The sequence below is a fragment of the Pseudomonas fluorescens group sp. PF-1 genome (assembly GCF_054481335.1).
The window spans coordinates 3,256,790-3,276,955 of record NZ_JBTMNG010000002.1 but is presented as its reverse complement, the minus strand read 5'-3'; the positions used below and the strand labels follow the sequence as shown (position 1 = coordinate 3,276,955).

Here is a 20,166-nt window from a genome sequence, read left to right as displayed (position 1 = left end):
GTTATCCTTTTTTGCTCAAGGGCGGGTCGGGACGCTCGTCACGCGTCACCTCGCGATACCACAGTTCATGGTGTTTCTTCGCCCAGGCGCGGCTGACCCAGCCATGCATCATGGCGCTGACCGAGCCCTTGATCCAGATCCCGGCATAGATGTGCACGATGATGCTCAGGATCAGCACGAAACCGGCCAGTGCATGCAGCAACATCGCCCAACGGATCAGGGTGATGCCGAAGTAGTCGCTGAAATACGCACGCCAGATCACCAGACCGGTGAACAGCAACCCGAACATGCACAGCAGTAAAGTCCAGAACAGCAGCTTTTGCCCGGGGTTGTACTTGCCGATGGGGGGCACGCCCTCCTCCTCGTTTTTCATCACCCGGTCAATGCGCTTGAGCCACAAGCGGTCATTGGCAATGAAGTAATTGGCGCGCCAGAAACGCACCACCAACCCGAGGAACAGCAGGAACATCAACACACCCATGAAGGGGTGCAGGATGCGTGTCCAGGGACCGCCGCCAAACAGGTTGCTCAGCCAGAACAGCGCCGGGTGAAACAACGCCAGCCCGGACAGCCCTGCCATGAAAAACAGGATCGCCACCAGCCAGTGATTGGTGCGCTGATTGGCGGTGTAGCGAAGGATCTCTTTGCGGATCATGGCCTGTTCTCCCGCTTCGGATCATAGGTGTGCACCGACGGATCGACCTCATGCACCGCCGGGTCGTTGCCTGGCGGCCGTTCATCTTCTTCCACGATCTGCGGACCGACGCGCACGTAGTGGAAGAAGCCGGCCAGCACCGCCGCGCCCATCGCCAGCAGCGCCAGGGGTTTGCTCACGCCTTTCCACAGGCCCACCAACGGACTGATCGCCGGATCGGCGGGCAGTCCGGCGTAGAGCTTCGGCGTGTCGGCATGGTGCAGCACGTACATCACATGGGTGCCGCCGACGCCTGCGGGGTCGTACAGACCGGCCTGGTCAAAACCGCGACTCTTGAGGTCGACGATGCGCTCGGCGGCGTGCTCCTTCATGTCTTCCTTGGTGCCGAAGACGATGGCCCCGGTCGGACAGGTTTTCACGCAGGCCGGCTCCAGCCCTACAGCCACCCGGTCCGAACACAAGGTGCATTTGTAGGCCTTGTGATCCTTTTGCGAGATGCGTGGAATGTTGAACGGGCAACCGGTGATGCAATACCCGCAACCGATGCAGTGGTCCTGGTTGAAATCGACGATGCCGTTGGCGTGCTTGATGATCGCACCGGGGCTGGGGCATGCCGCCAGGCAACCGGGCTCGGCGCAGTGCATGCAGCCATCCTTGCGAATCAGCCATTCGAGGTTGCCGGCATCGTTTTCGTGCTCGGTAAAGCGCATCAGGGTCCAGGTTTCGGCGCTGAGATCCTGCGGGTTGTCATAGGTGCCGTGGTTGTGGCCGACCTCGTCGCGCAGCTCGTTCCATTCAGAACAGGCGACCTGGCAGGCCTTGCAGCCAATGCATTTGGTGGTGTCGATGAGCTTGGCGACTTCCTCCTGATTGCGTACCGAGGACGGTACGGTGGTGGTGGCCGAGCGGGCAATGATGTCTTGGCTGGCCATTTAGATTTTCTCCACGTTGACCAGGAATGACTTGGATTCCGGGGTCTGGGTGTTGCCGTCGCCGAGGAACGGCACCAGGGTGTTGGTCAGGTAACCGTGGCGCGTCAGGCCGGTGAACCCCCAGTGCAGCGGGATACCGATCTGGTGCACCACTTGATTGTTGACCTGCAACGGCCGAATCCGCTTGGTCACCACCGCCACCGCTTCGATATGACCGCGCTTGCAGCTGACGCGCACACGGTCGCCGGCGACGATGCCTTTCTCCTTGGCCAACACTTCACCGATTTCGACGAACTGCTCGGGCTGGGCAATCGCGTTGAGCTTGCAGTGCTTGCTCCAGAAGTGGAAATGCTCGGTCAGCCGGTAGCTGGTGGCGGCGTACGGATAATCCTTGGCCACACCGAGCGAATCCCACACCGAATCAAAGATCCGCGCCGCCGGGTTGCTGGTGGCTTTCTTGTTGTCCGGGTGCATCGGGTTGATGCCGATAGGCGTTTCGAACGGTTCATAGTGTTCGGGGAAAGGCCCCTCGTTCATCTTGTCGACGGCGAAGAACCGCGCCACGCCTTCGGGATTCATGATAAACGGGTTCATCCCGGCTTCCGGCGGCACATCGGCCTTGTAGTCAGGCACGTCGGTGCCGCCCCAGGCTTTGCCGTTCCACCACACCAGGCGTTTTTTCGGATCCCAGGGTTTGCCTTGCACGTCGGCCGAGGCACGGTTGTAGAGAATCCGCCGGTTGGCCGGCCAGGCCCAGGCCCAGCCCTGATGTTGATGCATGCCATACGGATCGCTGTTATCGCGGCGGGCCATCTGGTTGCCCGCCTCGGTCCAGCTGCCGCAGAAAATCCAGCAACCGGACGCCGTACTGCCATCGTCCTTGAGCTGACTGAACGCCGCCAGTTGGGTATTGGCCTTGACCGCCGCGCCAGTGGCATCGGTGAAGTCGGCGGTGGCGGAGCCGTTGATTTCCTTGGCCAGTTCTTCTGGCGAAGGCTCGTCGGCGATCTTGTAGGGCCAGGACAGTTTGAGGATCGGGTCGGGGTACTTCCCGCCTTCGCTCTGATAGCGTTGGCGCAAGCGCAGGAACAGCTCGCTCATGATGCGGATGTCGGTTTGCGCCTCACCTGGGCCATCGGCGCCTTTCCAGTGCCATTGCAGCCAGCGGCTGCTGTTGACCAGCGAGCCGTCTTCTTCGGCGAAGCAGGTGGTGGGCAGGCGTATCACTTCGGTCTGGATGTCGGCGCTCTTCACATCGTTGAACGGCCCGACGTTGCGCCAGAACTCCGAGGTTTCGGTGGCCAGCGGGTCCATCACCACCAGCCACTTGAGTCTGGCCAGTGCCGCCATCACCCGGTTCTTGTCGGGCAACGCGGCGATCGGGTTGAAGCCCTGGCACATGTAGCCGTTGACCTTGCCCTGCCCCATCAGGTCGAACACCTTGAGGATGTCGTAGTTGGGAATGTCCAGTTTCGGCAGGTACTCGTAGCACCAGTTGTTCTCGGCCGTGGCGTTGGCGCCGTACCAGGCTTTCATCAGGCTGACGTGGAACTTGCCGTAGTTCTGCCAATAGGACAACTGCCCCGGACGCAGCGGTTTCTGCGTCCGTTTGACGATGTAGGCGTTGTAGTCCTGCTCGGCGTCGCCCGGCAGCGTCAGGTAACCGGGCAACGAGTTGGACAACAGCCCCAGGTCGGTCAGCCCCTGGATGTTGGAGTGGCCGCGCAGGGCATTCACGCCCCCGCCCGGCATGCCGACGTTGCCCAGCAGCAATTGCACCATGGCGGCGCTGCGGATGATCTGCGACCCGATGGAGTGCTGGGTCCAGCCCAGGGCATAGAGAATCGTCATGGTCTTGCCCGGTTGCGAGCACGTGGCGATTTCTTCCCATATTTTCTGCATGGCATCGACCGGCATGCCGCACACCTGGCTCGCCAGGTCGATGTTGTAGCGGCTGTAGTGCTGCTTCATCAGCTGATAGACGCAACGCGGGTCTTGCAGGGTCGGGTCGACCTTGGCAAAACCGTCCTCGCCCAGCTCGTAACCCCAGCCGGACTTGTCGGTATAGGCGCGTTTGGCGACATCGTAGCCACTGAAAATCCCGTCTTCGAAGCCGTAGCCGGCTTTGACGATGAACGACACGTCAGTGTAATTGCGCACGTATTCGTGCTGGATTTTGTCCTCGGTCAGCAGGTAGTTGATCAGCCCGCCCATGAAGGCGATGTCCGTGCCGGTGCGGATCGGCGCGTAATAGTCGGCCACCGAGGCGGTCCGGGTAAATCGTGGGTCGACCACGATCAGCCGCGCCTTGTTGTGCGCCTTGGCTTCGGTCACCCATTTGAAACCGCAAGGGTGCGCTTCTGCCGAGTTGCCGCCCATCACCAGAACCAGATTCGCGTTAGCGATATCGGTCCAGGTATTGGTCATGGCACCACGGCCGTACGTCGGGGCAAGACTTGCCACCGTCGGACCGTGTCAGACACGCGCCTGGTTATCAAACCCCAGCATGCCGAGACTGCGAATGACCTTGTGGGTGATGTAGCCCGCTTCGTTGGACGCCGCCGAGGCCGCGAGGAAACCGGTAGTCAGCCAGCGGTTCACCGTTTGCCCCTGGGCGTTTTTTTCGATGAAGTTGGCGTCGCGGTCGGCCTTCATCAGGTCGGCGATGCGATTGAGCGCGTCATCCCAGGACACCCGCGTCCATTCGCTGCTGCCGGGCTTGCGGACCTGCGGGTACTGCAGGCGGCCGGGGCTGTGAATGAAGTCCAGCAGGCCCGCGCCTTTGGGGCACAAGGTGCCGCGGTTGACCGGGTGGTCGGCGTCACCTTCGATGTGAATGATGCTTTGCGCGACATTCTTCGCCGCATCGCCCTGGCTGTACATGATCACCCCACAGCCGACCGAGCAGTACGGGCAGGTGTTGCGGGTTTCATGGGTGTGGGCGAGCTTGAAGTGGCGCACCTGTTCGGCAAAGGCAGGCGCCGGGGCCATGCCCAGCGCGCCCAGGCTAGAGCCTGCAAGGCCGATACCGGCGACCTTGAAGAACTGACGACGGCTGAGGTCCATCGTGCACTCCTGATCAGGTGGAGATCCGGTAGTTTTCCCGGATTTTTCTGGACAAACACCCTTGCGGCAGGCGGGCTGCCGACACTTAAACTCTAGTCAAGGCTGTCGAAACCGCGATGTCACCCGACCGTCGGGCATTCCCGGGGGACGCGGCCACCTGTAGACACGAGCTTGCTCGCGATGGTGTGTCGACTCAGATTCCATCGCGAGCAGGCTCGCTCCTACAGGGGCTTGGCGCTTATCATGGCGCCATATCCAACCCAGCCTTCACGAGACTGCGCATGACTTTCGATTTTGATCAGGTCTTCGACCGCCACAACACCGGCAGCACCAAATGGAGCCGCTACCCGGCCGACGTGTTGCCGATGTGGGTCGCCGACATGGATTTCGCCGCGCCGCCGGTGATCATCCAGGCCCTGCAAAAACGCCTGGAGCACCCGATGGTCGGCTATAGCGTGGCCTCGGACGACTTGCGCGAGGCCATCGTTGCCGATCTGTGGAACAAGTACGCCTGGCGCGTAGAGCCGCAGGAACTGATCTTTCTGCCGGGCGTCGAGTCGGGCTTCAACATGGCGCTGAAGGCGCTGGTGCAACCGCAACAGAATGTCGTGGTGCAGGTGCCGAACTACCCGCCGCTGCGCCACGCCCCGGGCCACTGGGGGCTGAACAAGGTCGAACTGGGCTTCGAGGCGCAGCCTGACGGTACCTACAGCACGCCGCTGGCGACCTTGAGCCAGTCGCTGCAAGGTGGCGGCGCGCTGCTGTTGAGCAACCCGCACAACCCGCTGGGCAAGGCCTTCCCGCGTGCCGAGCTGCAGGCCATTGCCGATATCTGCCTGGAGCACGACGCCTGGATCATCTCCGACGAAATCCATGCCGAACTGTGTTTTGACGGTCGCCAGCACATTCCGATGGCGACACTGAGCCCGCAAATTGCCCAGCGCACCATCACCCTGATGTCGGCCAGCAAGGCCTACAACATCGCCGGGCTGAAAACCTCGTTCATGATCATTCAGGACCGTCACTTGCGCGAGCGCGTCAACCAGGCCCGTTGCGGCATGGTCGACAGCGTCAACCCCCTGGGACTGGAAGCCACCCGCGTCGCTTATAGCGAAGCCGCGCCCTGGCTGAACGAACTCAAGGCCTACCTGCAAGGCAACCGTGACTACCTGGTCGAGGCCGTGCGCAGCCGCCTGCCGGGCATCAGCATGAACATACCGCAAAGCACCTACCTGGCCTGGCTCGACTGCTCGGCGTTGGGCCTGGAGAACCCCCAGCAGTTTTTCCTCGAACAGGCCAAAGTCGGTTTGAGCGCCGGCCTGGACTTCGGCGATGACTGCCAACAGTTCGTGCGCCTTAACTTCGGCTGCCCGCGCTCGTTGCTGGAAGAAGGCATCGCGCGGATGGAACGCAGTTTGCGCAACCTCCACGCCTGATACCGCCCGATTGCAGGAGCGAGCTTGCTCGCGATGGACGTGAACGATAACGCGTTTAACCAGACTGAACGCAGCGCACTGGAGTCGGCGACATACTGTCGTTTGGCAGCCTGGTCGAACGGGCCATGGAAGTGTTTCTGGTGACCTTGCTCGGCGTAGTGCTGGTGGGGCACTGGGACTTCAGCACGCAACCGCCGTTGGCGCGTTATGAGCAGTACACCCGGCCGCTCACTTCATCGCCGAAGCAATCACTTCCACCAGGCTGAGTTGAGTAAAGGGTTTCGGCAGCCTTGGCAGTTTGGCGGCGAAGCCTTCCAGTCGCTCGGCATAACCGGTGGCCAGAATAATCGGTACGGTGGGGTTCAGTATGCGGATCGCATCCGCCAGTTGCGCACCATTCATTTGCGGCATTGCCATGTCAGTGATCACCAGGTCAATGTCCTGTTGCCCGACAAATAGTTCCAGTGCCTGGACAGCGGATGTTGCGCTGACGACTCGATGACCAAGGTCTTCCAGCAACAGACAGGTACTGGTCAGCACCAGGCTGTCGTCATCCACCACCAGGACGCACAGGCGAGGCACATCCGGTGCCACGGGTTCGTCGGCAACAAGGGCAGCCGTGCACTCGGTAGCGACGGGCAACCACAGTTCCGCCGTGGTGCCCTGGTTTTTCTGGCTCTTGAGTACGAACCGTCCGCCCAATTGCGCGATAAAGCCGTGGACCATCGACAACCCCAACCCGGTGCCTTTGCCCAGTCCTTTGGTGGTGAAGAACGGGTCCATCGCCGACGCCAGCGTCGCCTCATCCATCCCCTCCCCGGTGTCGCTGACGCTCAGGCACACATAACGGCCAGCAGCCAGTGCCGGGCGGTTGCCCTTCTGAAACTCTTCACTGCGCGTGCTGATGACGATTTTGCCGCCATGGGGCATGGCGTCACGGGCGTTGGTGGCCAGATTCAACAAGGCCAGTTCAAGTTGGTTGACGTCAGCCATCACCGGTTCGACATCCGCGGGAAAACGCGTTTCCAATACCACTGAAGGTCCCAACGAACTGCGCAAAAGCCCGGAAATACCCTGCACCAGGGCCGGTATCTCAACCGGTTCGGACTTCAGCTCCTGGCGCCGTGCAAAAGCCAGCATGCGCTGGGTGAGGGAGACACCGCGCAAGGCTCCCTGGGTGGCGTTGTCGAGCAAACGCACGACTTTTGGATCATCCGCCAGACGTTTGCGGACGATTTCCAGATTGCCGAGAATGACGGTCAGCAAATTATTGAAGTCGTGGGCGATCCCGCCGCTGAGTTGGCCGATGGCCTGCATTTTCTGCGCCTGGAACAAGGCTTCGCGGGTTTGCTCCAGCGTCTGCTGGGCCTGTGTCGCTTCGGTGATGTCGCGGGTGATCTTGGCGAATCCGAGCAAGGTGCCGGTGTCGCCCCGGATCGGATCGACCACGACATGCGCAAGGAACTGCGTACCGTCCTTGCGCACACGCCAGCCCTTGCTTTCGAATCGCCCTTCACGGATCGCCGTATCCAGCGTTCGCTGCGGCTCACCCGCCTCGCGGTCTTGCGGGGTATAGAACATTGAGAAATGTTCGCCGATCACTTCCTGGGGCAAATAGCCCTTGATGCGCTGCGCACCGAGATTCCAGTTGGTCACGCGTCCATCCGCAGCGAGCATGTAGATGGCGTAGTCCGTGACGCTTTGCACCAGCAAGCGGAATTGCTGTTCACTCTGCTTGAGGACTTCTTCGGCCATTTTACGATCGGTCAGATCACGGGTGATCTTGGCAAATCCCAGCAATTTTCCCGAAGGGTCAATAATCGGATCAATCACCACGTGGGACCAGAAGTGCGTGCCGTCCTTGCGTACGCGCCAGCCTTCGCCTTCGAATCGCCCTTCGTGAATCGCCGTGTCCAGCGCCCGTTGGGGCAAACCGGCACGGCGGTCCTCATTGGTGTAGAAGCGCGAGAAATGCTGGCCGAGGATTTCCGCCTCCTCATACCCCTTGAAACGCTTGGCGCCAGCGTTCCAGCTGGTGATGATGCCGTCGGGGTCAATCATGTAGATCGCATAGTCAATCACCGCATCGATCAACAGGCGAAAACGCTTGTCCTCAACGGCATTCGGCCTGCTTCGATCCTCGCTCATTGAGTTCTCGCATCATCATTGCTTTTCTGGAGTATGAGACAAACCGCATTTGGAAAGCCATGATTCCGGCAGTTTGCTTCGCAGCCTGCAATCCCGGCCTAGCGATAGACGTATTTGGTGATATAGGAATAAAGATCGTTGTAGACGAAATCAGGAACCTGTTTGTCATATTGGCTGGTTTTAAGCAGCTGTAGATGACATTCCTTGACCATCTCGTCACGCTCCTCCATCGAGTAGACGGACCTCCTGAGGATGGTGTCATAAGCGCTGTACACATATGGCTGCAACGTTGACGCTTCGTTCAGATTCCCGTTTGCGTCCAGGGTATAGCGGCTGTGAGCACGCAGTACCCGTTCGCTCAGCGTCCCCAGGCCACGCTCGTACAAGAAGATCTGCGAGCCACTTACCGTCTTTGCGATGAACTCGAACGCAACGAGAACCGCCGGGGCGTTGCTGATACTCGACTCGAGTCTCGAATAGCTGACAAACCGCTCCATCTCCTGCTTTTGCAGGCTGGAGAATGCTCTTTTGATGCTGGACAGATGGGCGAACGCGTGATTACAACCCACGACATGGACTTCGAGTTGATAACCAGGCACAAACTTTGCCAATCCGGCAAAACCGATGTCATCGAACGCGCACTCCATGATGATGTTGTATCCATAAGAAAGCGCGTTGGCGAAGATTTTCGAACCCAGCTCCCTGGCAAACGCTTCTGAATGTTCGTAAGCGTGCAAAACGCCCAACTCGATCATGTCGTCGTAACGCGGGTGTTTTTTTCGATATTCGGGCAGGTACAGTCGAATGTAGTTCCCGTATTTCCCGGATGGCAGCAAGCTCTTTTCCAGCAGGTAAGTCTTGCCCGAGCCCTCCACTCCGGCGGTGATCAGCAACTTCGGGATGGTTTCAGCAGCTTTGTCGGCAAAGAGCGTCGGGTAGATCTCGTCGAACGCCTTGATCACGTCGTCTGAGGAGTAACTGTATTTCGGTACATCTGACATACCTTGATTTCCTTATCAAAGAATTGAGTTGTGATATCCAGCCCTTCCAATAAAACGTACTGGCCCCAATTGTTCAAATCGTTGTTTTAATCAAGGTATGTATTTGTTATTTAACGTAAAAACTCCTACGGCGCAGAATACAAATTCGTTGGGGCAATCGACCACCAGCGCGGCAGTAATTGCCTGACCTTATGCTCGCCGAAACGGTCATCGATCAACATCACCACCCCTTCATCCTGCTCGTTGCGGATCACTCGTCCCGCGGCCTGAACCACTTTCTGCACGCCGGGAAACAGGTAGGTGTAGTCGTAGCCAGCGCCGAAAATCGCGGCCATGCGCTGTTTCAATTGCTCGTTGACCGGGTTCAGTTGTGCCAGCCCCAGGGTGGCGATGAACGCACCAATCAACCGCGCGCCGGGCAAATCGATACCTTCGCCGAACGCACCGCCCAGTACCGCAAAGCCGACACCCTCGCCGTCTTCGGTGAATCTGTCGAGGAAGTCCTGGCGTTGTGCCTCACCCATGCCTCGGGATTGTGACCACAATTCGATCTGCGGGTGCCGCTCGGCCAGCAACTGCGCCACTTGCTGCAAATAGTCGAAACTGCTGAAGAACGCCAGGTAATTGCCGGGACGCTGGGTGAACTGGTTGGCGATCAGCTCGACTATCGGCGCCAGCGAGGCTTCCCGATGCACGAACCGCGTGGAGATCTGATTGACGATGTGCACTTGCAACTGGTCGGCATGAAACGGCGATTCGACGTCGATGCACACGGTGTTGGCCGGTGTGCCCAATAGATCGGCGTAATAGTGGCGAGGGCTGAGGGTCGCGGAAAACAGTACGGTGCTGCGTGCGGCGATCAGGCGTGGCCCGATGAAACCGGCGGGCACCACGTTGCGCAGGCACAGTTGCGAAAGACATCGTTTGCGGTCGAGGTCGCGTTTGCTGATGTCGAACAGAAACTGTTCATCGAAGAGTTCGGCCACTCGGCAGAACTGCAGCATCTCGAAGTAGAAACTCTGTAACGCACTGTCCAGCCCTTGCGGGTGATCGTTCAGGTAATCACCGATGCTGGCACCGCAGGAAGACAGCGCCTGAAGCAATTTTTCCGGGGGCTTGTCATAGGCCTGGTAGGCACCTGATTGCAGGTTATGCAGGGCATTCCATTCACGGTTGACCCGTTGCAGCGGCTTTTTCAGCGCTTCGGGCGCGGTTTTTCGTACGCCGTTGAGGGTCGATTGATCGAGGCTGGCGCTATACATCTGACGGCCACGCTCCACCAGATTGTGCGCTTCGTCCACCAGCACCGCGACAGTCCAGTGGTTGGCCTGGGCCAGACCGAACAGCAAGGCGCTGAAATCGAAGTAATAGTTGTAGTCCGCAACCACCACGTCCGCCCAGCGGGCCATTTCCTGGCTCAGGTAATACGGGCAGACCATGTGTTCCAACGCAACCTGACGCAAGGCGCCCTGATTCAACAGGTTGAGCCCGCTGGCGGCCTGGCGTGCCGCCGGCAAACGGTCATAGAAGCCCTGGGCCAACGGGCAGGACTCACCGTGGCAGGCCTTGTCCGGGTGCTCGCAGGCCTTGTCCCGGGCGACCATTTCCAGCACCCGCAAGGGTGGCGCATCGGCGCTGTCGAGGATCACCTGGGCGGCGTCCAGAGCCAGTTTTCGTCCCGGCGTTTTCGCCGTCAGGAAAAACACCTTGTCCAGTTGTTGGGGGGCCAGGGCCTTGAGCATTGGAAACAGCGTACCGACGGTCTTGCCAATCCCCGTCGGCGCCTGGGCCATCAGGCAGCGGCCCGTGCTCACCGCCTTGAACACCGACTCGGCCAGATGACGCTGGCCCGGTCGAAAACCGGCATGGGGGAACGCCAGCTGCTGCGCCGCCCGATTGCGCGCCTCGCGATGAGTCATTTCCTGCTCGGCCCAGTGCAGGAACCGTTCGCAATGTTCCTCGAAGAACGGCTTCAGCTGTGCGGCGCTGAACGCTTCGAGCAGACAGGTTTCCTTTTCGCTGACGATGTCGAAGTACACTAGCGCCAGGTTGATCTGCTCAAGGTCGAGCTTGCAGCACATCAACCAGCCGTAGACTTTCGCCTGGGCCCAGTGCAGTTGACGGTGGTTGGCGGGTTGCTTGCTCAAGTCGCCACGGTAGGTTTTGACTTCTTCCAGACAGTTTTGCCCGGGATCGTAGCCATCTGCCCTGCCCTTGACGGTCAGGTTCTGATATTGCCCTGCGAGCGCAACTTCACTCTGATAACCCTCGCTGCGCCGGGATGCCACGGTGCGATGACCGACGATGCCTTCCAGCGCGGTCGGCGACGGCGTGAAGCGCAGGTCGAGATCACCGACCTTGGCGGTGAACTCACACAGCGCCCGCACCGCGATGCTATAGCTCAAGCGTCTTGCTCCGCCCATTGCACGTAGCACACGGCAATCGGCATCTGGTGCTCATGGCAGAACTCCAGCCAGCGCAGCTGGTTATCCTGCAGGCGATCGCCGGGGCCTTTGACTTCGATCATGCGGTAGGTCTTCTGCTGCGGCCAGAACTGGATCAAATCCGGCATGCCGGCGCGATTGGCCTTGATGTCCAGCAGCAAGCGATTGAACCAATGCTTGAGGTGCTCGGCCGGCAGGCAGTCGAGGGCCTGTTCCAGCAGCTCCTCGCTGAGCACGCCCCAGAACACGAAGGGCGACTGCACGCCCCACTTTTGCGCGTAGCGTTCACGAAGGGTCTGCCGGTAACGACCGTCATCGAGTTCGGCCAGGCATGCCTGGAACAGGTCGGCACGTCGACTGTGGAAATCCTCACTCAGCAGATCCACCGGACCGCGTTGGAACGGGTGGAAAAACGCCCCTGGCAACGGCGCGAAGATCGCTGGCCAGCACAACAGGCCGAACAGCGAATTGATCAAGCTGTTTTCAACGTAATGGACCGGCGCCGCCTCTTCAGACAAGTGCGCCTGGACGTGGTACTCCACCGACAAGGCCGGATCGACCCTGGGCAATTGCAGGTCCAGGCGCACCATTTCCCGAGGGGATGCCCGCTTCATCGCCGGCCCGCCGAGTTTGCGCCGCAGCCTGGGCAGCACACGAAGCAATTGTTGCTGTTCGGCAGCGCTTTGCGGGGATTGCCCGGCCTGGGTCGCGAGCTCCAGCGCCAGTTCATATTCCTCGCAGCGCTCCAGTACGCGAATCAGACGCAGGCGCGCACCGGGATAGGCGCACTGGCGGTACAGGGCCAACGCGGTGGAAAGGTCGGCAATGCGCTCGCAGTGTTGACCGATCTGGAACAGCAGCTTGTCTCGACGTCTTTGCAGCCAGGGATTGCTCAGTGTCAGGCCGTTGATCCGCTCGACGACCTCCGCCAGCGCCTCACCGGCCTCGAACTGCTGCTGTTGCTCATACAGGAACAGGCAGGCGTCCACGTCCTCACGGCTGCGCAAACCGCGGGAGTCGGCGCTGAACTCGACTTTTTCGTAGGTGAAGATGCCCAGATCGGCGAGCACGAATTCGGACCAGTCCTGGTAAAGATTGCCGAAAAACATCAAGCGCAGTCGATCGCACAGGCCCATGATGGTCAGACTGTAGAGGCAATCGTCCAGTGTCGGGCACCAGTCGCGGAAGCTTTGCGTTTCTGGATAGCGCTCGCTCAGCGCCGGCAACCAGTCGGCTTTTTTGCCCTTGGGTTGATCGATGGCGCTGCCCAGGCATTGTACGATCTCGGCCTTGAGCAAGACCTCGAACAGCGTTTCAAGCGTCAACGGCGCCTGTGAATCGATCCAGCCCAGCGCCAGTAACGGGCCGGCGGCGCTGGCGATGTCGCCGATCTCGACGTAATGCAGCTTGCCGGCCCTGAAGTGAATGCCCTTGCGCATGACCATTCTGACCAGCAGGCCCCGGGACTCACGCGGCAGGCCATTGAATTCACGAATGAAGCGCTGCTCCTCGAGGCTCAGTACATCGGCATAGCGATGCTCAAGCCAATCAAGCACTTGCATGAAGTTATTGAGGTAATAGAACGGGTCTTCAAGAGGATTTGCAGTCACAGGAAAAAGGGCCATGGCAAGCGAATACTGGTTATGCGTACAGATACCAGTTACGCCCTGCCCGATGCAAACGAAAAGGGATAAAAGGCGGCACTGACAGGTAATTTTCAGCGGATGTCGAACTTTCTGCCTTTGCGCGGCACCAACCGCGTTAGAGCTGCGGTCGTTTGCGGCCATGACAGCGTTTTTTGGAGTATGAGAGGTGGATATGAACATCAAGACTTTCGGCCTGCCCCTGGCAATCGCGGCCTTTCTGGCACTGGCCGGCTGCTCGACGCCAACGGTAGTGACGTTGCAGAACGGCACACAGTATCTGACCAAGGACATGCCTAAAACCAAGACCAAGGACGGCTTCTTCGAGTTCGAGGACATTTCCGGAGCCAAGGTCAGAGTCAACGCCAATGACGTGTCCACGATCCGTCGTGAGGACTGAGTAGCGCGTTTTCCTTGATCACGCTCCCCCCTGCTTGTCCCCCGGGTGTGGCAGGTTTCGATACCTGCCTTACACTGCGATACACCCAGTGCGAGCGAATGTTTGCGCAGGCATGACGTCATGATTCAGGTGAAGCCGGAATGAAAACGCTCACACCCCTTTTGGCCTCTCTCCTCGCCGCCGGCGCGTGCGCGGCAACGAGCCTGTGCGCCGGTGCCGCCACGTCTTCACGAGAGTTCAAGACCAGCTTCGATTGCGCCTCGACCAGGGCATCCATCGAAAAACTGATCTGTCGCGACCCGCAGCTGGCGCAAATGGACATCGAACTGCAGCGCCTCTATCTACTGGTGCTGACGGATGACCACGCCGTACCGCCTCGAAACAAGGTCGAAATCGACCAGCAGTTCTGGCTCGACGCCCGTAATCAGTGCGCCACGGATCGCGAGCCCAAGGCATGCACGATCCGTAGTTATGCCGAGCGCGCCTATCAACTGCGCCAGGGCTCAGCCATTGCCAGGACCAAAGATCCCAGCCGCCTGACTGAAGGCCCCGTGGCGTTTCGTTGCGCGGGATTGAACGCATTGGTCGCGGCCACCTTTTTTACGGTCAACCCGGCTGTCGTGTACCTGAAGTGGGCGAACACCTCCGTCACCCTGAACCAGCAGCCGAGCAGTATCGGCACCCGATACGGCGGCAAGGATTTCAGGGGCAGCTACAGCTTCTGGTACGACGGCGACGACGCCTTGTTGCAGATGCCGGGCTCGGCGGAAATGAGTTGCAAGGCCGAGCCGGTTGGCTGATGACGCACCGGGACGTCCTGTCCCGATGGCCTGAACCGCTTAGCTACCGGTGCGAATCTTGTTCCACACGCGGGTGCGAATCCGGTCGATGTCCAGCGGCATGGCTTCCAGCGCGAACAATTTGCCCATCATTTCCGGGCTCGGATAGACCTTGGTGTCGTTCTTGATGGCCGGCTCGATCAAGCTGTCGGCCTGTTCGTTGCCATTGGCGTAATGCACGTAGTTACTGATATCGGCCATGACGTCCGGGCGCAGCAGGTAGTTCATGAAGGCGTACCCGGCCTTTTCGTCCGGGGCGTCGACGGGCATGGCCACCATATCGAACCAGATCGCCGCACCTTCCTTGGGAATCGAATAACCGATGTCGATACCGTTCTTGGCTTCCCTGGCGCGGTTTTCCGCTTGCAGGATGTCGCCGGAGAAGCCGACGGCCACGCAGATGTCGCCGTTGGCCAGATCACTGGTGTATTTGGACGAATGGAAATAACTGACATACGGCCGGACTTTCAACAGCAACGCTTCAGCCTTCTTGTAGTCTTCCGGTTTTTTACTGTGAGGCGGCAGGCCCAGATAGTTCAGGGCAGCGGGCAACAACTCCGGGCCGTTGTCGAGAATGGCCACGCCACACTTCTGCAGTTTTTGCATGTTCTCGGGTTTGAAGATCAGGTCCCAGGAATCCACCGGTGCGTTGTCGCCCAGGACTGCTTTGACTTTGGCAATGTTGTAGCCGATCCCGGTACTGCCCCACAGATACGGAAAGCCGTGCTCGTTACCGGGATCGTTGGTCTGCAAGGCCTTGAGCAGCACCGGATTGAGGTTTTTCCAGTTCGGCAACTGACTCTTGTCGAGTTTTTTCAGCGCCTTGCCTTCAATTTGCCGCGCCATGAAGTGGTTGGACGGAAACACCACGTCGTAACCGGATTTGCCGGTCATCAGCTTGCCATCGAGGGTTTCATTGCTGTCGTAGACGTCGTAAGTGAAGGCGATGCCGGTGTCTTTCTGGAAGTTTTTCGTGGTATCCGGTGCGATGTAGTCCGACCAGTTGTAGATCTTGACGGTGTCGGCGGCCTGACTGATTGAAGCGACGAGCATCAGCGGAGCAAGGGTGAGTGTCTTTCGGATCATGAGTCGATTCCTGTAGAGGCTGTTTTTGTTTGGCAGGCAATCAAGCGATCAGCTTTCAACTTTCTATTTTCAAAAAATCAAAACATAGGTCTTGCGCACGGTTTCCTGGATATCCCAGATGCCGAGGGTGTTGGCGGGCAACATCAGTGCGTCGCCGGCTTCGATGTGCAGGGTTTCGCCGCCGTCATCCGGAGTGAAGGTGCAGCGGCCCTGGATGAAGTGACAGAACTCCTGGGCGACGATCTGCCGCCGCCAGCGACCGGGCGTGCACTCCCACACCCCGGTTTCGACGCCGTCGTCGCGCTCGACGCTGGTGGTCGATGCGACGGCCACGGGCAAGCCCAGCGGCACGGCGACCGGGTTCGACTCTTTCAGTGTCAGGGTGGCGGTGTTCTTGAATTGCGTGATGCTCATGGGAGTACCTGTCGATGATGCCTATGGATGAAGAGCGCGTCGGTCAGTGCATGAAACCTTCCATGAACCCCGCGACCCCGCTGGCAAGCTTGCGCCGCCAGGGCGCGGTGGCCGGGTTGGCCAGGGTCTGGTCTTCGTGGACGAAGCTGCGGATGATCGCGTTGTAGCCGAGCCAGCGGCAGGGTTCGGGTTCCCAGGCCCTGAGCGCATCGAGCCCGCGCCGGGGGATGACCCACGGCTGGTGAACCAGCTCGGTGTCGCGCTGCAGGATCAGGTCGGCGAGGGTTCGCCCGCCCAGGTTGCTGGCGCCCACCCCCTCCCCGCCATAACCGCCGGACAAGGCGATGCCACTGGCGTGGTCGCAGAGCATGTGCGGCTTGAAGCGCCGCGACATACCCAGATTGCCGCCCCAGCCATGGGTGATCTGCACGTTCTTGAGCTGCGGGAACAACTCGCCGAACAGATAGCGGCGCAGCTCGATTTCGCTGCGGGTCAGGTTGAAGTCATGGCGCAGCTTGCCGTCAAACTGGTAGCCGCCGCGCGCGCCGAAGATCAAACGGTTGTCAGCCGTGCGCTGGCCATAAGTGACCTGACGGCTGCTTTCGCTGAACGCCTGGCCGTTGCTCAGGCCAATTTCATCCCAGGTAGCCGCGGATAAAGGCTCGGTCGCGACGATCAGGCTCTGTACCGGCAATTGGTAACGCCCGAGCGGCGGCAGCGTGACCGAATAACCTTCCACCGCCGGCACCACCCAGCGGCTGCGAACCGAGGCTTGCGCCGTGCGCAGGCTACCCGCCTGCCAGTGGGTGACCGGACTGTTTTCGTAGATTCTGACGCCCATGCGCTCGACCGTGCGCGCCAGACCACGGACCAGTTTGGCCGGGTGCAGGGTCGCGACGTGAGGTGCGTAGATCCCGCCATAGGGCTTGGCGATGCGGATTTGCTGCGCCAACTGCTCCGGGTTGAGCCAGCGGTAATCGTTTTCGTTGAGGCCCTGCTTGTGTAGCGAGTCCAGATACTGGCGAAGGCTTGTTTCCTGTTCGGGGTACCGGGCGGCACAGTACAGTACCCCGCCTTTGCGGTAATCGCAGGCGATGCCTTCGCGTTCGAGGACGATTTCCACTTCATCGGGAATGTTGTGCAGCAGGTCATAGGACGCCCGGCGCTGCACGGGCGACAAATCGGCGAGTAGCCGGTCTTCCCCCAGCAGATTGCCCATCAGCCAGCCGCCATTTCGCCCCGAAGCGCCAAAACCGGCGGTTTGCGCCTCGATGATGGCAATCTTCAGCCCCGGTGCCTGAAGTTTCAGGTAGTACGCCGTCCAGAGCCCGGTGTAGCCCGCGCCGATAATGGCGACGTCGACATCCAGATCCTCGGCCAGCGCCGGACGAGCCAACAGTGGCTCGTCGAGTTGGTCCATCCACAAACTGATAGTGCGCCACGCCGGCATGCAGGACTCCGCCACTCAAACTTCGATGGCGGTGATCCTAGTGCGTGGGCTCAGAGACTGTCTTGCGCGCGTGCACGCAAAGAAATTTGTTTGGCGTAGGCCTTGGGCGACTGGCCGGTGTGCTGGCGGAAACAGCTGTAGAACGCCGACAGCGAATTGAACCCGGCGGCAAAGGCCAGTTCGTCGATACGCAGCGGCGGTGTGGCGTTATCCAGTGCGGCAAGCAGGTGTCGCAGGCGCGCCTGGTTGACGTAGCGATAGAAGCTCTGGCCCAACACCTGATTGAGCAGATAGGAAATCTGATTGCGGCTGTAGCCGCACTCCTTCGCCACCCGCTGCAGATCGAGCTCTGGATCGAGGTAAGGCTGCTGGCGTTGGAAATATTGCTGCAAGTCCTCGGCCATGAAGCTCAACTGACGGGGCGACAATCCGAGCCGACTCACCGCCGGACGCTGGTTGTTGGCGGCCTTGCTGGGGGGCTGCTCATGCACCAGTGACGCGTATTCGTTGACCCGCCAGATCAGCCCGTCCTTGACCGTGATCGCCTCGCTGGCGCGGAACGACACCAGGCCGTCCCCGCCACGCAGGGTAATGCGGTACTGAATGAATGCGGTGTTGCCATCAAGGCGGATACGGTCGGAATGCTCGAGCGCCTCATCCGGATCCCTCGGCATGCTGCTGCGCACGTATTCACGCAATTCGGCCAGGCCCATCACCCGATTCTGGAAAAAATCGCTGTACAGGACGTCCGGGTGATACAGCGCCATGACCCCATCCAGGTCCCGGTGTTTCCAGCGCAAGTGGTAGCGCATGACCGTTTCGCCCGTGGCCTGGGTTTGCTGCGGGCCATCATCCTCGACGTGCATAAGGGTCTCGAAGAAAAGAAACGACTTTGCCGAACTTCTGCCGTCGCTTCAATGGTCACCCGCTGGCAACCTTTTATCGGAAAATTCGCCGACTCGTGCGCTGGATCAAGAAAGCGCGAGGCAATCGCCAAACGGACTGAAAAAAACACATGATTTTCACATCCGGGTGCTACTTTTAAAGTCTGTCACCGGTTGAACCAATGAAGGTTCTTCCCTCCTACCATGAGCTAATGGAAGCGCTCGATGAAGAAGGCGGGCAACATATGAATAAAGGGTTCAGTAAGGTTACGTTTCCAAACGCCTGTCAGCTGATGCGCTGGCATTTTCATCCCATGGGTTTCGAGGCGAGCATGGACGCCCCGGGCAGCATGATTGCCCGTCTGTTCGATCGCGCCACTGGCGAGACCATGATCGCCATTGCCGGTATTCCTTGTGCAACGGTCATGAATGCAGCCGATGTAGAGCGAATAATCGAAGCCGTGGAGGATGAGCTTGAAACGTTCATTCCCCCGATGGCCCTCAGGAGTTATGCCTGAAGGTCGAAAAAACACAAAAGCCCACTTTACGTGGGCTTTTTGTTGGGCAAGCGCGCTCAATGCAGCCCCGCCGCTTTGCAGGCATCGATGAAGTTCGCCCCTTTTTTGTCCATCGCGGTTTTCACCAGTGCATTGGCTTTTTGCAGCGCCGGGCTGGGTTGGGTCCATTGCTCGGGCGGCAGTGGTCGGGACCAGGCTTGCACGCTTTGCGGCAGGGTCGGGCGGCCCTTGCGGTGGGCCCACTCGGCGATCAGGTAGGGCATTTTCCAGAAGGTCAGGACGCGGCGGACGTACCACCAGCGCAGGGGCCATGGCGTGCGCTTGCCATAACCGTAACGGTGACGCTGTTCGGCGCTCAGGTGCTCGGCGCCATCGTCTAATGAGCCCATGAAACGTGCCCCTTTACGCTCTATCTCAAACGTATGCAGGCCTTCATAAGGCTTGAGCTCGTCCTCGGTTGGCGTCAGGCCCAGAACAACGAGCATGGGGTTGGGCGTATCGACCAACTCCCCTTCTTCCATGTAGTTGCGAATGGCCGTCCACATGCCCAGTGCATGGGCATCGCTGGGCTGGGCCGACAGGATGAATTGCACGGTGTCGCGCGCTTCGTCCTCCAGGCCCATGCCGAAGGTGTAATCGCGCATCGCGCCGTAGCTGGTGACGCCCTGGCTGCGAGCGACCCAGGCCACCACGCTTTCCCAGGGCACGATCAGCACGCGGTGGGTGGTGTCGTCGATGTAGCAGACTTCGCGACGCTGGCGGTTGAAGCGCACCGGGTAGCTTTTGGCCAGGGTGCGGACGTTGGAGAGCATGCCGTAAATAACGGCACCAATAGGGAGAATCGATGCGACGCTAATTTTGCCGCCTGCCTCTATAAATAGGAGTAAATCTCGCCATGGATACCTAAAGTTTTCTGGATAAAAGAGCACCCCGTACAGGATGAATAGGCTTGGAGCTATGAAAGCTACAAACAAAGGAATCCAGATTCCAAACGCTAATCTTTTTCCCTGCTCCACCATCCCGTAGTTGCTCCCCCCCAACTCCAGATAGGTCTCATTCATCGCCGAAAAATGACGCCGAGAGACCGGCACCTGCCCGGTGTACACCGGCAACGGCGCCAGAAACAGCGTTTCATTCAAGCCCCGAACCCGCAGCTCCCCGGCGCTGGGCCGTTGGCTGCGAATGTCCGGTGCCGGCTTGGTGGTTTCCGGTTTATTTTTGCGTTTGAACAGTTGGCTAAACATCGACCG

17 protein-coding genes are annotated in these 20,166 nt (G+C 59.7%); 5 read left to right on the top strand and 12 right to left on the bottom strand.

Annotated elements, in window-relative coordinates:
- Position 1: 1 nt before the first annotated feature.
- The 3 genes from ACX3YD_RS29890 to fdnG are packed head-to-tail and all read right to left on the bottom strand — an operon-like array spanning position 2 to position 4,653.
- The gene (locus ACX3YD_RS29890; RefSeq protein WP_130204243.1) at positions 2-655 is read right to left on the bottom strand and encodes a formate dehydrogenase subunit gamma; all 654 of its coding nucleotides are present in this window, start codon (positions 653-655) and stop codon (positions 2-4) included.
- Entirely contained in the window at positions 652-1,587 is a 936-nt protein-coding gene (fdxH, locus tag ACX3YD_RS29885; RefSeq protein ID WP_458961784.1) for a formate dehydrogenase subunit beta, read from the bottom strand. Before fdxH ends, ACX3YD_RS29890 begins: the two co-directional genes overlap by 4 nt.
- Entirely contained in the window at positions 1,588-4,653 is a 3,066-nt protein-coding gene (fdnG, locus tag ACX3YD_RS29880) for a formate dehydrogenase-N subunit alpha (protein ID WP_146041511.1), read from the bottom strand.
- Positions 4,654-4,934: 281 nt separating this feature from the next.
- On the opposite strand from fdnG, the gene ACX3YD_RS29875 reads away from it, so the two are divergent.
- Both ACX3YD_RS29875 and ACX3YD_RS29870 read left to right on the top strand, forming a co-directional pair.
- Positions 4,935-6,089, top strand: coding sequence for a MalY/PatB family protein (locus ACX3YD_RS29875; protein ID WP_458961783.1), 1,155 nt, complete (start codon positions 4,935-4,937; stop codon positions 6,087-6,089).
- A gap of 125 nt (positions 6,090-6,214) precedes the next feature.
- Positions 6,215-6,355 carry a hypothetical protein gene (locus tag ACX3YD_RS29870; RefSeq protein ID WP_458961782.1) on the top strand — a complete coding sequence of 47 codons (141 nt, stop codon included), beginning with the start codon at positions 6,215-6,217 and terminating at the stop codon, positions 6,353-6,355.
- Here ACX3YD_RS29870 and ACX3YD_RS29865 read toward each other — a convergent pair.
- From ACX3YD_RS29865 to ACX3YD_RS29850, 4 genes are all read right to left on the bottom strand, one after another.
- Entirely contained in the window at positions 6,318-8,237 is a 1,920-nt protein-coding gene (locus ACX3YD_RS29865; RefSeq protein ID WP_458961781.1) for a hybrid sensor histidine kinase/response regulator, read from the bottom strand. The genes ACX3YD_RS29870 and ACX3YD_RS29865 overlap by 38 nt on opposite strands.
- Positions 8,238-8,335: 98 nt before the next feature.
- The gene (locus ACX3YD_RS29860; protein ID WP_458961780.1) at positions 8,336-9,238 is read right to left on the bottom strand and encodes a zeta toxin family protein; all 903 of its coding nucleotides are present in this window, start codon (positions 9,236-9,238) and stop codon (positions 8,336-8,338) included.
- Positions 9,239-9,363: 125 nt separating this feature from the next.
- Positions 9,364-11,643 carry an ATP-dependent DNA helicase gene (locus ACX3YD_RS29855; RefSeq protein WP_458961779.1) on the bottom strand — a complete coding sequence of 760 codons (2,280 nt, stop codon included), beginning with the start codon at positions 11,641-11,643 and terminating at the stop codon, positions 9,364-9,366.
- Positions 11,640-13,307, bottom strand: coding sequence for a VRR-NUC domain-containing protein (locus ACX3YD_RS29850; protein WP_458961778.1), 1,668 nt, complete (start codon positions 13,305-13,307; stop codon positions 11,640-11,642). The genes ACX3YD_RS29855 and ACX3YD_RS29850 overlap by 4 nt, the downstream gene beginning before the upstream one ends.
- Positions 13,308-13,500: 193 nt before the next feature.
- On the opposite strand from ACX3YD_RS29850, the gene ACX3YD_RS29845 reads away from it, so the two are divergent.
- Together ACX3YD_RS29845 and ACX3YD_RS29840 are read left to right on the top strand one after the other, a co-directional pair.
- Complete coding sequence (locus ACX3YD_RS29845; RefSeq protein WP_047528837.1) at positions 13,501-13,725, top strand: YgdI/YgdR family lipoprotein; 225 nt, start codon at positions 13,501-13,503, stop codon at positions 13,723-13,725.
- Positions 13,726-13,865: 140 nt separating this feature from the next.
- The gene (locus tag ACX3YD_RS29840; protein WP_103405527.1) at positions 13,866-14,525 is read left to right on the top strand and encodes an MliC family protein; all 660 of its coding nucleotides are present in this window, start codon (positions 13,866-13,868) and stop codon (positions 14,523-14,525) included.
- Between the two features lie 39 nt (positions 14,526-14,564).
- On the opposite strand, the gene ACX3YD_RS29835 is transcribed toward ACX3YD_RS29840, so the two are convergent.
- From ACX3YD_RS29835 to ACX3YD_RS29820, 4 genes are all read right to left on the bottom strand, one after another.
- Positions 14,565-15,650, bottom strand: coding sequence for a polyamine ABC transporter substrate-binding protein (locus ACX3YD_RS29835; protein ID WP_103405528.1), 1,086 nt, complete (start codon positions 15,648-15,650; stop codon positions 14,565-14,567).
- A 69-nt stretch (positions 15,651-15,719) separates the two neighbouring features.
- Positions 15,720-16,064, bottom strand: a complete 345-nt coding sequence (locus ACX3YD_RS29830; protein ID WP_103405529.1) for a cupin domain-containing protein — start codon at positions 16,062-16,064, stop codon at positions 15,720-15,722.
- Positions 16,065-16,107: 43 nt separating this feature from the next.
- Positions 16,108-17,514: an NAD(P)/FAD-dependent oxidoreductase gene (locus tag ACX3YD_RS29825; protein ID WP_458961777.1), complete on the bottom strand. Its 1,407-nt coding sequence runs from the start codon at positions 17,512-17,514 to the stop codon at positions 16,108-16,110.
- Between the two features lie 50 nt (positions 17,515-17,564).
- Positions 17,565-18,380, bottom strand: a complete 816-nt coding sequence (locus ACX3YD_RS29820; protein WP_103405531.1) for a helix-turn-helix domain-containing protein — start codon at positions 18,378-18,380, stop codon at positions 17,565-17,567.
- A 263-nt stretch (positions 18,381-18,643) separates the two neighbouring features.
- Between ACX3YD_RS29820 and ACX3YD_RS29815 the strand changes: the two genes are divergently transcribed.
- Positions 18,644-18,916: a DUF1652 domain-containing protein gene (locus ACX3YD_RS29815; RefSeq protein WP_103405537.1), complete on the top strand. Its 273-nt coding sequence runs from the start codon at positions 18,644-18,646 to the stop codon at positions 18,914-18,916.
- Positions 18,917-18,972: 56 nt separating this feature from the next.
- Here ACX3YD_RS29815 and ACX3YD_RS29810 read toward each other — a convergent pair whose 3' ends face one another.
- Positions 18,973-20,160 carry a hypothetical protein gene (locus tag ACX3YD_RS29810; protein WP_458961776.1) on the bottom strand — a complete coding sequence of 396 codons (1,188 nt, stop codon included), beginning with the start codon at positions 20,158-20,160 and terminating at the stop codon, positions 18,973-18,975.
- Positions 20,161-20,166 lie beyond the last annotated feature (6 nt).

Bases quoted from the DNA above. Each gene is read 5' to 3' on its own strand.
- ACX3YD_RS29890 (WP_130204243.1), bottom strand. From the start codon at position 655: ATGATCCGCAAAGAGATCCTTCGCTACACCGCCAATCAGCGCACCAAT.
- fdxH (WP_458961784.1), bottom strand. From the start codon at position 1,587: ATGGCCAGCCAAGACATCATTGCCCGCTCGGCCACCACCACCGTACCG.
- ACX3YD_RS29875 (WP_458961783.1), top strand. From the start codon at position 4,935: ATGACTTTCGATTTTGATCAGGTCTTCGACCGCCACAACACCGGCAGC.
- ACX3YD_RS29870 (WP_458961782.1), top strand. From the start codon at position 6,215: ATGGAAGTGTTTCTGGTGACCTTGCTCGGCGTAGTGCTGGTGGGGCAC.
- ACX3YD_RS29865 (WP_458961781.1), bottom strand. From the start codon at position 8,237: ATGAGCGAGGATCGAAGCAGGCCGAATGCCGTTGAGGACAAGCGTTTT.
- ACX3YD_RS29860 (WP_458961780.1), bottom strand. From the start codon at position 9,238: ATGTCAGATGTACCGAAATACAGTTACTCCTCAGACGACGTGATCAAG.
- ACX3YD_RS29850 (WP_458961778.1), bottom strand. From the start codon at position 13,307: ATGGCCCTTTTTCCTGTGACTGCAAATCCTCTTGAAGACCCGTTCTAT.
- ACX3YD_RS29845 (WP_047528837.1), top strand. From the start codon at position 13,501: ATGAACATCAAGACTTTCGGCCTGCCCCTGGCAATCGCGGCCTTTCTG.
- ACX3YD_RS29840 (WP_103405527.1), top strand. From the start codon at position 13,866: ATGAAAACGCTCACACCCCTTTTGGCCTCTCTCCTCGCCGCCGGCGCG.
- ACX3YD_RS29835 (WP_103405528.1), bottom strand. From the start codon at position 15,650: ATGATCCGAAAGACACTCACCCTTGCTCCGCTGATGCTCGTCGCTTCA.
- ACX3YD_RS29830 (WP_103405529.1), bottom strand. From the start codon at position 16,064: ATGAGCATCACGCAATTCAAGAACACCGCCACCCTGACACTGAAAGAG.
- ACX3YD_RS29825 (WP_458961777.1), bottom strand. From the start codon at position 17,514: ATGCCGGCGTGGCGCACTATCAGTTTGTGGATGGACCAACTCGACGAG.
- ACX3YD_RS29820 (WP_103405531.1), bottom strand. From the start codon at position 18,380: ATGCACGTCGAGGATGATGGCCCGCAGCAAACCCAGGCCACGGGCGAA.
- ACX3YD_RS29815 (WP_103405537.1), top strand. From the start codon at position 18,644: ATGAATAAAGGGTTCAGTAAGGTTACGTTTCCAAACGCCTGTCAGCTG.
- ACX3YD_RS29810 (WP_458961776.1), bottom strand. From the start codon at position 20,160: ATGTTTAGCCAACTGTTCAAACGCAAAAATAAACCGGAAACCACCAAG.